This window comes from Allocoleopsis franciscana PCC 7113, assembly GCF_000317515.1.
Lineage (GTDB): Bacteria > Cyanobacteriota > Cyanobacteriia > Cyanobacteriales > Coleofasciculaceae > Allocoleopsis > Allocoleopsis franciscana.
In genome coordinates, this window is the sequence record NC_019738.1 from 2,811,881 (window position 1) to 2,828,567 (window position 16,687).

General features: G+C 47.9%; 9 protein-coding genes. 4 read left to right on the forward strand and 5 right to left on the reverse strand.

Annotation, left to right across the window (positions count from 1 at the left end; genetic code table 11):
* Window positions 1–41: 41 nt before the first annotated feature.
* A complete protein-coding gene (locus MIC7113_RS11830) occupies window positions 42–4,103 on the reverse strand; it encodes a two-partner secretion domain-containing protein (protein WP_015182398.1) in 4,062 nt (1,353 codons plus the stop codon).
* 106 nt (window positions 4,104–4,209) lie between these two features.
* Entirely contained in the window at window positions 4,210–4,617 is a 408-nt protein-coding gene (locus tag MIC7113_RS11835) for a hypothetical protein (protein ID WP_015182399.1), read from the reverse strand.
* A gap of 257 nt (window positions 4,618–4,874) precedes the next feature.
* Here MIC7113_RS11835 and psbQ point away from each other — a divergent pair, with 257 nt between their 5' ends.
* Together psbQ and MIC7113_RS11845 are read left to right on the forward strand one after the other, a co-directional pair.
* Window positions 4,875–5,321, forward strand: coding sequence for a photosystem II protein PsbQ (gene psbQ, locus MIC7113_RS11840; protein ID WP_015182400.1), 447 nt, complete (start codon window positions 4,875–4,877; stop codon window positions 5,319–5,321).
* Between the two features lie 5 nt (window positions 5,322–5,326).
* The gene (locus tag MIC7113_RS11845; RefSeq protein WP_015182401.1) at window positions 5,327–6,433 is read left to right on the forward strand and encodes an NAD(P)/FAD-dependent oxidoreductase; all 1,107 of its coding nucleotides are present in this window, start codon (window positions 5,327–5,329) and stop codon (window positions 6,431–6,433) included.
* 300 nt (window positions 6,434–6,733) lie between these two features.
* On the opposite strand, the gene MIC7113_RS38035 is transcribed toward MIC7113_RS11845, so the two are convergent.
* The 3 genes from MIC7113_RS38035 to MIC7113_RS33270 form a co-directional block, all read right to left on the reverse strand.
* Complete coding sequence (locus MIC7113_RS38035; protein WP_015182402.1) at window positions 6,734–10,096, reverse strand: PAS domain S-box protein; 3,363 nt, start codon at window positions 10,094–10,096, stop codon at window positions 6,734–6,736.
* A 27-nt stretch (window positions 10,097–10,123) separates the two neighbouring features.
* Entirely contained in the window at window positions 10,124–10,585 is a 462-nt protein-coding gene (locus MIC7113_RS11855; protein WP_015182403.1) for a response regulator, read from the reverse strand.
* A gap of 109 nt (window positions 10,586–10,694) precedes the next feature.
* Window positions 10,695–14,231 (reverse strand): PAS domain S-box protein, encoded by a 3,537-nt coding sequence (locus tag MIC7113_RS33270; RefSeq protein WP_015182404.1) that lies wholly within the window; start codon window positions 14,229–14,231, stop codon window positions 10,695–10,697.
* A gap of 325 nt (window positions 14,232–14,556) precedes the next feature.
* Between MIC7113_RS33270 and ispG the strand changes: the two genes are divergently transcribed.
* Together ispG and MIC7113_RS11870 are read left to right on the forward strand one after the other, a co-directional pair.
* Window positions 14,557–15,774, forward strand: a complete 1,218-nt coding sequence (ispG, locus tag MIC7113_RS11865) for a (E)-4-hydroxy-3-methylbut-2-enyl-diphosphate synthase (protein ID WP_015182405.1) — start codon at window positions 14,557–14,559, stop codon at window positions 15,772–15,774.
* Window positions 15,775–16,029: 255 nt separating this feature from the next.
* Window positions 16,030–16,686: a vWA domain-containing protein gene (locus MIC7113_RS11870; protein ID WP_015182406.1), complete on the forward strand. Its 657-nt coding sequence runs from the start codon at window positions 16,030–16,032 to the stop codon at window positions 16,684–16,686.
* The last annotated feature ends 1 nt before the right edge of the window (window position 16,687 follow it).

Sequence of the window (16,687 nt, forward strand, 5' to 3'; positions counted from 1 at the left end):
CTTCCCAGCTACGGGGAGGGGGAAGGTAACAATCATACTCTTTACTCTGGTACTGGGTTAGCCTCTGCTGGGCACTCCACTGGAGTTTGCCAGGTATGATGAGGTGTCACGTTCGGTGCAGAAGCGGTGAGCACAACCTGCCCTTGCTCATTAATTCTCCATCCTTGGGCTTCTACTAGTTGTTTGGGGGCAGAATTGCTGGGCGTTGTTGGCGCTGGGGGCGTGTTATTCTCTGTCTCAAAATCGAGGATGACCCAGTTGGGTGTGATTAAAGATTCAGCTTGTAGCGTATCGTTAGGGCTAGGTGGGATACCGCCACGTCCGGTAACGGTAAAACTTCCACCTTGGTTGGCGGCTTTGGGAGTACAGCGCTGATCAATTTGTTGTGAGGCATCAACTAAGTTAGTCGGTAACTGGGCTAAGCCTCGACTGGGGTCAACGCCAGGGGTGTTGAGGGCAAATGTCCCCGATAAACCGAAGGTGGAACTAACAGTAATGTCGTTTTTGGGGGTGCGTTGGGGTCGAAATTGGATGCCGAAGAGTCCTTGAGTGGTGATATTGACTCGTCCTCCGTTGCCTTGTTCCGCGTTGGCGATGATGTCGCTGCCTTCGGGGCCGATTGGGGGTGTGGCAACAATTAGGGTGGAGTCGATGGTGACGTTGCCACCGTTGGCGTTGTTGAGGGCGCTGGCGGAGATCAGGCTTTCATTGTCCATTCTGAGGAAGTCTAAGCCGGAGAGGGTGATGTTGGCTCCACCTCCAGGGCTACTGGTGCCGGTGACAGCAGAGAGAGTGCCTCGATTGAGAGTTAGGGAATTAGCGGTAATGGATAGATTGCCTGCTTGTCCTTGGGGGCTGCTGACGGTTACTTGTGCGCCACCAGTGACAGACATTTCGTTAGTTTTAACAATTATGTCTCCAGCAGTCCCCCCCTCAGTTGCTTCAACCGATAAACGGCTTACGCCGTAGAGTTGCACCGATTCGGAAGAACCAATAACTATGTTTCCTGCTGTTCCAGTTTCAGTAGAAGCTGAAATGGAGCTGTTGAGTATCTCCAGGGTTTCCAAATTTTGTAGAATGATACTGCCACCTTGGCTAGATACAGTCGCAGCAGTGAGTTGAGAGCCTTGTTCAAGGATGAGCTGTTGAGTATCGAGTGTTACATCTCCAGCTAGACCTGCGCTGACCGATTCAGTAGAAATCCCGCTATTGTTGGAGAGCAATACCAAATTTGCATCTTTAACCAAGATGCTTCCTGCGCTTCCCACACCAGAGGTAAAAGCGGACATCCAAGCTCCTTGCTGAACAAGTAAAGTGGGAGTAGTAATCATCAAATCTCCAGCATCTCCAACTGCTTTAGTCACAGCAAATAAGCCACTAGGAACCAAACCATCAGGAGAGGTGCCAATTAGTTTCACTGATTCAAAAGCATTGACTATTAAATTTCCCCCATTTCCTTCACCTAAATTGCCAGATGAAACCTGTGCTCCATCCCTGACAAGCAAATGTTTAGTATTAATTGTCAAGTCTCCAGCATTGCCTGTCGCTCCACGATTAACTTGAGTAAAAAAGCCGCTGGATTCTCCGATAAGCTGGATTGATTCAGAAGCGTTAACAATTAAATCTCCTCCATCTCCTGCCCCCTTAGTGCTAGCGGAGATTTCTGCGCCATCTTGAACAATTAACTGTCTTGTATTAATTGTCAAGTCTTTGGCATCTCCTGCTCCTTCAGTGCGAGCAAATAAACCACTAGTAACCTCTCCTCCATTAGCTGAGATACCAATACCAATCACCTCAACTGATTCAGAGGCATTTACTGTCAAAATTCCCCCGGCTCCTTCTGTACCTAAATTGCTAACTGCAACCTGTGCTCCATCCCTGACAAGCAAATGTTTAGTATTAATTGTCAAGTCTCCAGCATTGCCTGTAGCTCCTCTATTGGCTTGTGCGAACAAAGCACTGACAATCAAACCTTCAGGTGAAAGATCAATTATTTCAACGGATTCGGAGGCATTCACTGTCAAACTTCCTGCATCTCCTGCTCCCTCCGTGGAAACAATAATCCGACCTCCGTCCTGAATGTGTAATGAAGGAGTGGTAATCGTAATATTTCCTGCCTTTCCTGTTCCCTCGGTACTAGCAGACAAGCTACTACCAGCTAAAGGGTTAATTGGTAAAACACCATTCAACTGCACGGATTCTGACGCGTTGACAACTAAATTTCCTCCAGTTCCTACACCAAAGGTATCGACTAAAATCTGCGACCCATCTCGAACCAGTAACTGACCCGTTTTGATTGTCACATCACCACCTTTACCTGCTCCAAAAGTTTGGCTGGCAACAAAGCTACTTGTAAGTGAAATTGTATCCTTGGCATTCAAGAAAATACTGCCAGCATTACCAGCTTCAGAAGATGAATCAATGATGCTATTAGTGAGTACAATGCTGCCACGAGAATTGACAATCAAATTCCCTCCAATTCCTGCACCCAAGGTACCGACTAAAATCTGCGACCCATCTTTAAGCAGCAACTGACCCGCATTGATTGTCACGTCACCACCTTTACCTCCTCCAGAAGTTGCGCTGGTAACAAAGCTACTTGTAAGTGAGATTGTATCCTTGGCGTTCAGGAGAATACTGCCAGCATTACCAGCTTCAGAAAAGGAATCAATGCCGCTGTTAGTAATTCCAATATTGCGTCTTGAGTCGAGAATGACAGAGCCACCATTTCCCCTACGACTACTGGCATCAATTCCATCACCAAACACCCCTGCTCCCGTTATAGTTATGTCTCCACCGGGCAGTGTGGTATTGGGTTGGTATTGATTGGTAATAAAGACCAGTCCATTAGGAGGAACAATCCAGACATCGCCGATAGTGATATTTGCACTCGTTGGCGTATTAGTCCCCAAAGCCCAACCCAACAATCTGTCCCTAGGGAAGTTAAAACCCGTGATTCCAGGAACACCAATAAACGCTGGATCTACACCTGCTCGAATATCAAGGGTTGGCTGAAGACGACCATTAATAGATACCTCAGAGCCATTAGATAAAGGTACCGTTTCCTGAAGATAGTCAACCCCAGCAGCACCTGTTTCTGCACCTGTAATGATAACTGTGCCAATATTCACCTCACCTCCTGCCAAAATATGTAGGGAGGTTCCTTGGTAAATATCAAAACTGACATCACCCAGAGAGCGAATAATCGGGTCATTGGGACTATACAAATCCCCCAAACTTCCATCCAATTTTTCAATCCGAAAACTGCCCCCACTCCAGTAGTGAGCATCTCCTCCCAGCGTATTGGCACTTCGCAACACCATATTCCCACCGGAAAACAACCCACTATCGGGATGATTCAAGGCAAAAATATCTACCTTTTGATTCCCCTGAACCAGCAATGTTCCACCCGATGAGGCAATGAAAGGACTGGTGGAAGAGTCACGCACTTTCACCGTATCAGTAGCTTGTAAAGTCAAATTCCTTCCCGCCACAAGCTGCCCCTGTAAGTCCAAATTCCCCGCAGCTAGCGTTAAATCCTGTCCTACTGCTAAATTGCCCCGATTAGTAATCGTTGCTCCAGGTTGATTCGTTCCCCACTGCACCCCTGGAGTAACATTAATTGTCAACAATGGCGGTGCTTGAGGCTTGATTGCGCTAAACTCACTCCCATCAGAAAATTTAAAACTATTCCCCGTCGTTGCAAAAAACGAACCCCCAATCTCTAACCGAGCATTTTGACCAAAAATCACTCCATTCGGATTGAGGAAAAACAAACTCGCCGTCCCATTAGCGCGAAGCAAGCCATCAATATTAGAAACCGAATTTCCCGTCACCCGACTGAAGATATTCTGAATCTGCAAAGCATTATTAAAAAACGCCTCACCACCAGTCGGCACGGAAAACTCACTAAAGCTGTGAAATAAGTTAACCCCTCTGTGAGTCCCCCCGTCAATCGTACAAACCGTGCATCCCGGCGTTACCCAAGAATTCACCGGGAGCGTATCATCCGGAACGATTTGCGCTTGCACAGAGCTAGCCGTTGCCAAACACCCAAGCAGAAGATAGCCAGCTCTCCAGAAACGGAAGACAGGGCGTATCATGGGATTTCTCTCAATACAGAGAGATAAACGCTACGGGATTATCTTAAACCTAAGCAATAGTACTTACTCTAAAAAATAACTTTTATTCACAAAGGCTATTGACAATTTATTGTGTTTGCGCTTCTGTTTCTCTTTGAGGCGGACAGGAAAGACTACTGATTACCACTTCATCCTTACCCACATATCCCGTAACGAGCAGGGAATCAAAAATCGGGTTATCGACACGAACGATTCTCTCAAAATAAATTTCGGTTTCATTTTCATCAGGCACAATATATTTAAATTCTAAACCTGAAAAATTGGCATCATATTCTAAGTACGTTAAGGCAGCAAAAAAAGCTGGAATGAACTGAAGATTTGGATTCCCATGATTATCCTGATTGAACGCGACAAAATGATAGGAGTATTTAGGGGAATCATCTTGATTGACTTGGGTCACATGAATCTTCAGATTGTAAGGAAAAGCAACTTCACCTTGGTGAAAAGAGATAGAAAACAAATTCCCTTCATTCATGATTTTAAAGACAATAGATATATTTTATTTCTCATTATAAAGAGCAAAATAAGGATTGTGGCATAAAGAAACTCTTGCAGAAATACTGTTCAGTCCGTTTAACGTCCTAGCATAATTATGAAAACGCCTCAACAGCCACTCCTAAAGATATAACTCCTGCAAATCCCACAGGGGGAGTAAGCAAAATCAGCGATTTTGAGGTATATTGCAGGCAAAACTGCGTAAATTCTCGGATTAGTTGGTAAATTAGGAAACAAATGCTTAGGAAAAGTTACCGATCACTTCTGGCTGTCATGCTGACTCTGGTGATGACGCTTCTAGTTAGCTGTAGTAGCCCGACAGTCACAAAGCCACCTACCTACACACCTGACAAAATTGCCCAGATTCAGAAATACGCTTCTACCGTAACGGATCTGCGAGAGACAATGCCAACCTTGGCAACCAGCATTCAAAACCGCAACTGGACAGAGGTCGGTTCATTTATTCATGGCCCATTAGGCGAACTGCGGCAGAAAATGAGCTATCTCACTCGCGAACTCCTGCCCCAAGACCAAAAGGCAGCGAGGGAGGCGGCGCAAGACTTGTTTACTCGTTTGGAGAGCATTGACCTTGCCACAGAAAGCGGCAATTATCAGAAAGCGGTAGACAATTACCGACTCGCCATCAAAGACTTTGATGCGTTCTTACAGCTAATTCCTGAATAAAGCGAATGAGCCGAGTTGCCATCATTGGGTGTGGTATTGTTGGGGCAGCGATCGCCTACGAATTAAGTCTGATTCGTGGCTTAGAAATCACAGTTCTGGAACGGCAACAGCCGGCACAAGAGTCTACAGGTGCCGCCTTGGGCGTCCTGATGGGTGCAATTAGTAAAAAAAAAGGTAGGGCGTGGCAGTTGCGGCAAGCGAGTATGCAGCGCTACGAAACCCTGATTCCTGAATTAGAGGCACTCACTGGGCGTCCCATTCCCTTTAATCGGCGTGGCATCGTCATGCTTTGCTTTGCCGAAGATGACTTGGCTTCTTGGCAAAAGTTAGTCCAAACTCGCCAGTCCCAAGGTTGGCAACTAGAAATCTGGGATGCACAAGATGTGCATTCCCATTGTCCTCAATTGCATCCTGACAATATCGCCGGTGCCATTTATTCTCCCCAAGACCGACAAGTTGACCCAACTGTTCTCACCCAAGCTTTGGTAACCGCAGCACAGAGTAATGGCGTTACCTTTGAGTTTGGGGTTACCGTCGAAGACGTTCAGTCTCAGGTACTCGATGGCAGTGTGACGCGAGAATGTATCCAACTTCACACTCAGCTCGGACAAATTGATGTAGATTTCGTCGTGGTGGCGGCTGGATTGGGTTCAACACCAATCACTGTGGCATTAGAGCAAGCCATTGATATTCGACCGGTTTTAGGTCAAGCCTTGCACCTGCGGGTTGAGCATCCCTTAGGGCATCCGGATTTCCAACCCGTAATTACGGGGCATGATGTCCATATTGTACCCATCGGTGAGCGGGAATACTGGGTCGGGGCTACGGTTGAGTTTCCAGATGCGAGTGGAGATGTGATGGCAGAACCAACCTTGCTGGAGCAGGTGAGACAGGAAGCGATCGCTTTTTGTCCGGCTTTAGCCCAAGCCACGATTCTTCGTACTTGGTCAGGCCAGCGTCCTCGTCCCGAAGGGCGTCCAGCTCCGATTATGGGTCAACTACCGGGTTACAACAATGTTCTATTAGCGACGGGTCATTATCGGAATGGGGTTCTCTTGGCACCTGCCACGGCACTAGTGATTCGTGACTTAATTGTGTCGGGGATGTCTTAGAAAGGGGTGTACCCATCGGATTTGGTATCAACAACAGCAAATCACGACTCTTACAAGAAAAAATAAAAAAATATTAAAAATTGTATAAATGAAGACCGATAAAGTTTAAGTTTTATCAGTAAAATTGAAGAAAGTTAACAAGGGTCAGCTTAAATAAAGACCCTGAGCAGGAGACTGCAAGTAGGGTCAGCTTAGATAAAGACCCTAACCATACATAAGTTGGGTTTAATTTTTCCAATGGGGTCAGCTTAGATAAAGACCTTAACAATATACAAGTCAGATTGCATCAGAGGTTCTCCCTTACGGGGGGACTTCTGTTGTTGGTATCGGTTCAGCCGGTTGTGCCACCAAAAGGGGTAGCTGCACAATAAACGTTGCTCCCTTGTCTTCACCTGGACTAAATGCCTGAACCGTACCACCGTGCTGTTCCACAAGATAGCGAACCAGAGCCAAACCGAGTCCCAATCCACCATGAGAGCGGGTACTGCTACTGTTTTCTTGACGAAAGCGGTCAAACACATAGGGTAGGAAATTGGCAGAAATTCCCTTCCCCGTATCGGTGACTCGAATTTGGGCATAAGCGTTAGAAACTTGAGTCAGGGAGCTGTGATCCGTGAGTCGAGATTCGATGGCAGACGGGGATGGGTACTCCGATGGAAACCCACTACTGATAGAAGAAGTAGCGGGCTTAGGAATGCGGTGATCGCGAGTGAGTGGGTCACTGTTGACGGTTTCCTGGGAAATGGTTCGTGGATGGTTCCCCTCAACCTGCAACTCTTGCACAGAACGTTCCCACTGCTCCACTCGCTCCAGCCTAATCTCGACACGCCCTCCTTTGGGAGTAAATTTAACGGCATTCGAGAGTAAATTCCATACTACTTGCTGCAAGCGATTGGCATCGCCCCAAACAAGTTCAACGGAGGCATCGAGGAAGCATTCAACTTGAATCAGCTTTGCCTCAGCGGCTGGACGGATTGTGTCAATCGCCGCTTCAATCACGGATATCAGTTCACAGGGGGCGACAGAGAGCTGAAGCTTGCCCATGATAATCCCTGAGACATCCAGAATATCCTCGATCAGTGCCGCCAAGGACTTGGTATTGCGGTCGATTGTCTCTAACGCTTTAGTCATTTTGAGCGGATCGAATGTCCGGGTTCTTAGCAACTGCGTCCATCCCAGCATGGCATTGAGGGGTGTGCGTAACTCATGAGAGAGAATGGCTAAAAATTCATCCTTCATGCAGTTCGCCGCTTCGCTATCGGCTCGTGCCTGTCGTTCGGCAGCATAAGCACGGGCGCGTTCAATCGCTTGAGCACACTGCTGCGCTAGAGCCTGCATAAAGGCGCAGTCCTCTGCGCTAAACCTCTGAGCATTAACAAAACTAAACCCAATCCCTCCTAATGTATGACCATCGACATTTAAGGGGATAGCCGCCCAGGAATGATGCAGACTGTCACTATACTGAGTCGTCAAGTGTGGGTAGCGTTCAGCAAAGACTTCGCGGGATTCGATGAAGATGGCTTTGTTCGTCTTAACCGCATCCGTGATGGGTACTTCAGCCGTGAGCGGAAAACGGTTCCAATTTTTAAGTAGTTCCTGAGGATAGCCCAGAGCATTAACTAACTCTAGGGTTCGATCGCGCTCATGCAAGAGTGCAATAAAACCCGCGTTTGCTCTCAAAGCTGCCAAGCTTTGATTGACAACAACCTCGCCCACTTGCGCCAAGGATAGGGCTTCGCTCAAGGAGGCGGTGAGGGATTGCAGGCTGGCTGTGCGTTTAGCCGTTTCTTCAGCAATGCGTCGCGCATCTTGAGTATCCCGATAGAGCTGTGCGTTATCCACCGCCATCGCCGCACGACACGCTAAATCCTCCACTAGAGAGAGTTCATCTGAACTATAGCAACGCCCGGACTCAGCCGTGGCAAAGGTGATGGCTCCTAGAGTCCGCCCACGAGCCACCAAGGGGACTCCGATACAGGATTTTAAGCAGAGTTCGCGCAGGCTTTGCAAGTGTTGAGCATCTTGGGCTATAGCCACTAAGTCAGAGTCCAAAATCTCGGTGGCGATTGCAGATTCTCCCGTTCTTAAGATAGCCGCCAACCCCGTCGCTCCATAGAGATCCTCTGGATAGCGTTGGTTGAGTTCCCAGGCTAGCTTTACTTTCGCCGGATCGAGATGGGCGATTGCGACACGACGAATCGTCTGATTTTTCTCTAAAATATCGACGGCACACCAGTCAGCAATAAAGGGAACAGCTAACTTGGCTACACTTGCCAAGGTGGTTTCGTAGTCTAGAGAGGATGCCAGAACCGTACTCGCCTCGGCTAAGAATGCCGATTTGAGTCCTTGTACCTCCGCTTCTAGACGAGCTGCCTGCTCCCGAATGAGCTGTTCCTTCTGTTTTTCAGCTCGTTTACGCTCGGTGATGTCGCGATTGATACTCAAGAAACCAACAGGATTGCCTGTCGCATCGTAGAGAGCTTTCGCTGTTACTTCGATGGGCACCTCAGAGCCATCTTTGTGAAGGCAAATCATCTCTCCACAGAAGGTGCCTGTTTCCTGAATGATTCTGATAATCCTCTCCGTCATGGTGGGGGTGATACCGGAGTGCATGAGGAAAGTTGCTTTTGTGCCGAGTACCTCTTGGGCGGTGTAGCCAAACAACTCTTCTGCCTTTCCCGTCCATTTCTGGATGTTCAGATTCAAATCGGTGAGTAAGACCGCATCCGGCATTTGTTGCAAGATTTGATCAGAAAGACGTAGAGTGTCTTCTGCCCGTTTGCGCTCAGTAATATCCCGTTCCACAGCAACCCAGTGGGTATACCATCCCTCGGCATTGGCAACAGGGACAGTACTAATTTCCACCCAAAACTCAGAGCCATCTTTACGGTAATTAATCAACTCCACCACCGTGGGCTGCCATTGCTTCAAGGCAGAACGGAATTGATCGAGCTGGGCGCAAGGGCTTTTTGGGCCTTGTAAAATCCGTGGCGTTTTACCCAGTACCTCGGCTTGGGTATATCCCGTCATCCGGGTAAACGCCTCATTGACATAGATAATCCGAGGGCCGGGTTCCTCAATCGGTTCGGCTTCGGTAATCATAATGGCATCATTTGCTGTAACGGCTACCGATTCCAGCAGTCGCAAGCGTTCTTCGGTTTTCTTGCGCTCAGCAATTTCCGCTTGTAAAGACTGATTCGCCTGGGCTAACTGTGCTGTTCGTTCCTCTACCCGTCGTTCTAACTCAGCTGTCAGTTGGCACAGTTCTGCCTGAGTGCGCTGACGTTCAACCCGTTCCTGAGTTTCACGCAACGCCCGTTTCACCGCTGGAACCAACCGATCTAAACGTTGTTTGAGTACGTAATCCGTCGCACCCCTTTTTAAGGTTTCAATCGCTAGTTCCTCGCCGAGGGTAGCTGAAACAAAGATAAAAGGTACATCCGGGCAAAGAATTTGTGCGATGTCCAGAGCTGCAATTCCATCAAAGGCTGGCAGAGAGTAATCTGAAAGAATTAAGTTAAAAGAACCTGTTTTTAAGGCGCTTTCAAAGTCAGTACGGGTCTCCACTTGCACTAACTCACCCTCAATCCCTCCGTTGGTCAAATACGCCTGGATGAGTTCTGTATCGAGCAGACTATCTTCGAGCAGGAGGATACGCAACATTTCTAAGAGTGTTTATCTAAAACTGAGCTAAATAGTGCGTCGGGAGGGAACTGATCCGGGCGGTGGCTGATTCACCACAGCCCAGAACAGCCCCAGTTCCTTGATGACATCCACAAATTCGTGGAAATCGACAGGCTTCACGACATAGGCATTCGTTCCTAAGTTGTAGCTGTTGATTAGATCCTGTTCCTCGCGAGAAGAAGTTAGCACAACAACGGGCACGGCTTTGAGTTCGGGGTCAGATTTAATTTGGGCTAAAACCTCCAGTCCATCGACTTTAGGCAATTTCAAGTCTAAAAGAACAACCACGGGATTGCCTTCCATCCGAAGTTTGAAAACTCCCTTTCGATAGAGATAGTCTAGCGCTTCCTCTCCATCACGCACCACTACCACTTCATTGGCTAAACGATTTTCCGATAGCGCCGTCAAGATTAATTCGACATCATTAGGGCTATCTTCAACTAACAAAATTCGCTTTAATTCATGCATTTATATTTTAAAAAGTATGAAGGCTATTAAGTTTAAAATTGCAGTTTATCAGGTTAGTTGAATTTTGACAAATCAAAGTCAATTTAAACTTTTTCCAAGCTTCAAACCTTCAAATTTTGTTGTTTAACTTGGGAAGTGAGAAGTAAAAAGACGCACCCTTCTTAACCACACTCTCTGCCCAAGTTCGACCCTTATGACGGTCAATAATTCGTTTGACATTAGCCAAGCCAATTCCAGTTCCCTCAAATTCTTGGAAACTATGCAAACGTTGAAATACACCAAAGAGTTTGTGGACGTAACGCATGTCAAATCCTACGCCATTATCTCGAACAAAGAACACGAACTCATCCTCGGTTTCGGTGCTGCCAATTTTAATCTCGGCGCGATCGCGTTTTGCGGTGTACTTAACCGCATTGTCGATTAAATTATGGACGACCAACCGTAACATCGAAGGATCGCCATAAACCTGGGGCAAGTCTTCAATTTGCCAAGTTATATTACGTCCACAGATATCTTGCTCAATGTCGCGCTTGACTTCTTGTATTAATAAAGTCATGTTGACCTTGATGTAGCGCATTTCCGTGCGCCCCATCCGGGAAAATGAGAGCAAGTCATCAACGAGTTTTCCGGCTTGTTTCGTGGTTTCGGTGATAATACTCAGATAACGCAAGCTCCTTTCATCCAAGGTGGTAGCAGCTTGTTTTTGGAGTAAATCTACGAAACCATTGATATGGCGCAGGGGTGCACGTAAGTCATGGGAGACAGAATAGGAAAAGGATTCTAACTCTTGATTAGCGGCTTCGAGTTGGGCTGTGCGCTCTTTGACTCGTTGTTCCAGGCTATGGTTGAGTTTAACAACTTCTTCCTCAGCCAATACGCGATCGCTAATATCGATACAGGAACCGATGTAGCCAAGAAAGCCACCATCCGGTGTGAAGCGGGGAATTCCTGTATCTAAAACCCAACGGTACTCTCCATCAAAACGTCTGAGGCGGTAATCCATCCTAAACGATTGGCGGGCATCAAACGCATTCATGTAGGTGTTTAAACAACGCTGGTAATCATCCGGATGGACGCCTTCAGCCCAACCATTACCAAACTCTTGTTCCATCGTCCGTCCGGTAAAATCTAGCCAGGGTTGATTAAAGTAATTGCAGAGCTTGTCAGTGCCAGACATCCAAATTAAGACGGGCGCTGTATCTGCCATATTGCGAAATCGTGATTCGCTTTCCCGGAGTTCTGCCAGAGCCTGTTTGCGATCACTTAAATCTAGGATAAAGCTGACTGCTTGCTCTGGCTCTCCCTCTAACAGCGCACCTATCAGCAGAACGGGAACGCGGCTACCATCCTGGCGAATGTACTCCTTCTCAAATGCAGTACAAACTCCAGAGGTTCTCAATTCGGCGATGGCTAGCTCATCAAGCGGTTTATATTCGGATGGGGTCATTGTATCCCAACACACTCTTCCTGCGTGCAAATCCTCCCGCGTGTAGCCTACCATTTCTAAAAAGGCATCATTGGCTTCTAGAATCTTGCCACTGAAATCCGAGAAAATAATCCCGACGATGTTGGCATCAAACAAGCGCCTAAACTTAGCTTCGCTTTGCCGTAGCTCATCTTCTAAGCGCTTGCGATCGCTGATGTCAAGTGACATGCCTGCAAGAAACCGTCGCCCAGAGGCGTCAATGAAGGGAAACTTAAAAGATAACCAAGACTGGACTCTATCTTGGTTTACAGAGGTTTCTAACAACTGTACCGCCTTGTCTCCAGCCAGGACAGCCGTATCATTATCCCGCCATTGCTGTGCCTGCTCTGCTGGAAATAAATCGAAATCGGTCTTACCCAACCAATCCGCTAACGGGCGATTCCAGGTACGCTCAAGGAGTGAGTTGACGTAAAGGAATCGCCCCTGTTCATCTTTGATGAAGGCTACTACAGGAGCATGGCTCATGAAGCGCTCGAACAACTCCTGGCTCTCCCGCATCGCTTCTTCTGCTCGTTTTCGTTCAATGGCTATAGCAAGCACATTAGCAACAGCTTGAAGGAAATTAATGTCATTTTGGCTGAACTTTTGTTTTCGAGTTGTGTGTACTCCGAAAACACCAAACGGACGGTTTTGCCCGTGGATAATCACGCTCATACCGCTGATGACCTGATGCTCGTGCAGGAGTGGAGGCCCATTAAACCGTGTTTCTTTCCGCAGATCTTCAACAATCACTGGCTGGCTGGAAAGCAGCGTGTAGCCAGCTTGCGAATGAGTTTCGCTTCCCACGGTGGCATGGCCTACAAGTCCTGGATGCCAACCCACACCCGATCGCAGTAGTAAAGCCTTACCATCGGGAAGGAGTTCTAAAACTTTGCAATACTCAACATCAAGGCTTTGAGCTACAAGGATGGGGACTTCATCTATCAGTGTAGAAAGCTCGATTCCGGAGAGCGCACGCTGGCTCAATTGGGCTACGATTGCTTGCTGTTGTAGACGGAGTTCCAGAGCTTGCTCTACTCGCTTGCGCTCAGAGATGTCCTGAAATACCAATACGCAGGTCGGTGGATGACCGTACATTGGCGATAAGGTATCGGCAAATATGATCAGGGAACGAATGCCCTCCGGTGTATGCCAATCCATCTCAAACCCTTTGAGTTGTTCGCCTCTAGCCACCCGCACCCCTGGCATCTGATCATCCGGGATGCGCTCCCCCTTGGCGTCGGTGCAGTAATAAACTGTGTGGTACTCCTCGCTGGGTTTATTTTTGGGAAATTCGCCCCCAGCCATCTGATCTGCTGCTTGGTTAGCAAAGGTGACTCGTGCGGTTCCTGGCTCAATCAACAGCAACGGGGAAGGGAGGAAGTTCAGCACTGACTCTAGCCAGCTTTGCTGATTTTGCAGGGTTGCCGCTTGCTCTCGCAGTGATTCTTCTGCCCGTTTGCGTTCGCTCACATCGGTAATCATGGCGATCGCACCTTGAAACTCTCCTGTCTCACTGCAAATTGGACTGGTGGAGACAATCGCCCACACCGATGAGCCATCTTGGTGACGGAACCGAAAATCGTATTGCTCTTTTATTCCCTGCTGCTGTCGTTCTAAGTAGTGATTGGCTTCGCTCTGTGCCTCCTCATCCATAAAATCAAACATCGGACGAGCCAGCATGTTCTGCATGGTATAGCCCAGTATCTCAGCTATGCGCTGGTTGACATAGTTAATTTGTCCCTGAGCATCCACCGTCCAGATGCCTTCGTAGGCGGTATCAAGCACACGGCGATAACGTTCCTCGCTCTCCCGCAGCTTTCGCACACTGACTTGAAGCTGTCGATTGGTGGTCAGTAATGTCTCACATAGCCCACTGATCAGTATTCCTTCTAACACGAATACGCTTAACCGCAAGCTGTTGCTCAGACTGAAAGCCAGCCCATGACTAGGGGAATCAATAAAATAAGTACTCAACAGAGCCGACAAGAACGTGGCGAATAATCCCGCTCCCATGCCACCATACCAGGCACTCACCATGACAGCACCAAAAAACATTAAAAAAGGAGAGTGTGACATGGTAACCCAAGAGTTCAACAACCGCATCAGCAGCATTGCCAATCCAACGGCTAACACGGCAACACCATAGGGTTGCATCTGGGATTGAGTCGCTCTCACCATTTCGTCTGTATATTAGAGGCAGATACCATGGGTTTAAAGATAACTACAGCTAGGCCAATGCTGCTAGAGATATGTATTAGCTTTGAACAGTATGAAAAGAGTCCCTAGACAGATCTAAGCGTTTCGATGGTGACACGAGCAATCGTCCTTGCGATAGATTGTGGGGAATGACTGATGGGGCAGTGAGAGCGGCTTCTCCCCATCTGCCCAGCTCCCCAGCTCCCTTTTCTTCCCTTAACCCCAAACGATCGCAACTGTGGCACTCTGAGAAGAGAATAGAGAGAAATACCAGATATTCTCGCTACTCCCAATCATCCAATTGTTTATGCAAACTCTTTCGACGCCTCAAACTGCACCCACAGCCCCCGAATTTGACACCACCATTCATCGGCGCAAAACCCGTCCGGTTAAGGTGGGCAACATCACGATTGGCGGTGGCTATCCTGTGGTCGTGCAGTCCATGATTAATGAAGATACCTTAGATGTAGAAGGTTCCGTTGCCGCAATTCGCCGCTTGCATGAGATTGGTTGCGAGATTGTCCGCGTCACCGTGCCCAGCATGGCTCATGCCAAAGCCTTGGCAGAAATTAAGCAAAAACTCATCCAAACCTACCAAGAGGTACCCCTAGTTGCCGATGTTCACCACAATGGCATGAAAATTGCCCTGGAAGTGGCGAAGCATGTGGATAAGGTGCGGATTAATCCAGGATTGTATGTCTTTGAGAAGCCAAAAGCTGACCGAAACGAATACACCCAAGCTGAATTTGAGGAAATTGGCGAAAAAATCCGTGAAACCCTAGAACCCCTAGTTATTTCCTTGCGCGATCAGGGTAAAGCGTTGCGGATTGGGGTAAATCACGGTTCCCTGGCTGAACGGATGCTGTTTACCTACGGCGATACCCCAGAAGGGATGGTGGAATCTGCCCTGGAATTTATCCGTATCTGCGAATCTCTGGACTTCCGCAATATTGTGATTTCCCTGAAAGCCTCACGCGCACCGGTAATGGTAGCCGCTTATCGCCTGATGGTGAAGCGCATGGATGAACTGGGGATGGATTACCCCTTGCATTTAGGCGTCACGGAAGCAGGGGATGGTGAGTATGGGCGGATTAAGTCTACTGCCGGTCTTGCGCCCCTGCTAGCGGATGGGATTGGTGATACGATTCGCGTCTCTCTCACCGAAGCGCCTGAAAAAGAAATTCCCGTTTGTTACAGCATTCTGCAAGCCTTGGGACTACGGAAGACGATGGTGGAATACGTCGCTTGTCCGTCCTGTGGTCGTACCTTGTTTAACTTAGAAGAGGTGCTACACAAAGTCCGAGAAGCGACTAAACATTTAACCGGTTTAGATATTGCCGTGATGGGTTGCATTGTTAATGGCCCCGGTGAAATGGCAGATGCTGACTATGGCTATGTGGGCAAGCAAGCGGGTTTTATCTCTCTTTATCGGGGTCGGGAAGAAATTAAAAAAGTACCCGAAGATCAAGGTGTTGAAGAGTTGATTAATTTAATCAAAGCGGATGGTCGTTGGGTCGATCCATAGAGACATCTCAAGATATCTTCTCTTCGGGTAGGGTGGGCAATGCCCACCCTAATTGTTTTCTTCAGAAGACTCTTGCATAAATCCTTGAAACCCCTCCCCTAAAAGGAGAGGGAGTAAGATTTCTTCCCCCCGTTTCAGGGGGATTGAGGGGGGTTAATTCGACTTTTGCAAGAGGTCTAGAGTAGTCCGAAGGTCATTCCCCACCTTAGATTAGTTAAAGTAGTTGATTCAATCAAGAATTTCTAGGAGCGTTAGATGCCCGTAGGATTACCGGAATTTGCCGAAAACCCAGAAAATCGCTGCCCAGTAATTCTCCTCCTCGATACCTCTGCTTCCATGGCAGGTCAACCCATCCAAGAATTGAATCGAGGCATGGGTCTTTTTAAGGAAGATTTACTCAAAGACACACAAGCTTCCCTGAGTGCAGAGGTGGCGATTGTCAGTTTTGGGCCGGTGAAGTTACTTCAAGATTTTGTGACGGTTGACTCCTTCACCCCGCCACCGTTAACGGCTGATGGTGTGACTCCCATGGGTCAAGCCATTGACTATGCGCTAGATTTGCTGGAAACTCGTAAGGCGACTTACAAAGAAAACGGCATTCAGTATTATCGCCCTTGGGTATTTTTAATTACCGATGGGGCACCAACGGATAATTGGCAGCGTGCTGCACAACGGGTGCGAGAGGGAGAAAGTCAGGGGAAATTCTCGTTCTTTGCGGTTGCTGTCGAGGGGGCAGATATCAATACTCTCCAACAAATTGCTCCGCCTGAACGTCCACCCGTAACCTTGAGGGGTCTGGATTTTAGTGCTTTATTTGTCTGGTTAAGCACTTCAATGAAGCGGGTTTCTAGTGGCAAAATTGGGGAGGCTGTACCGCTTCCGCCAGTGGGATGGGGTCAAATTAACACTTAGA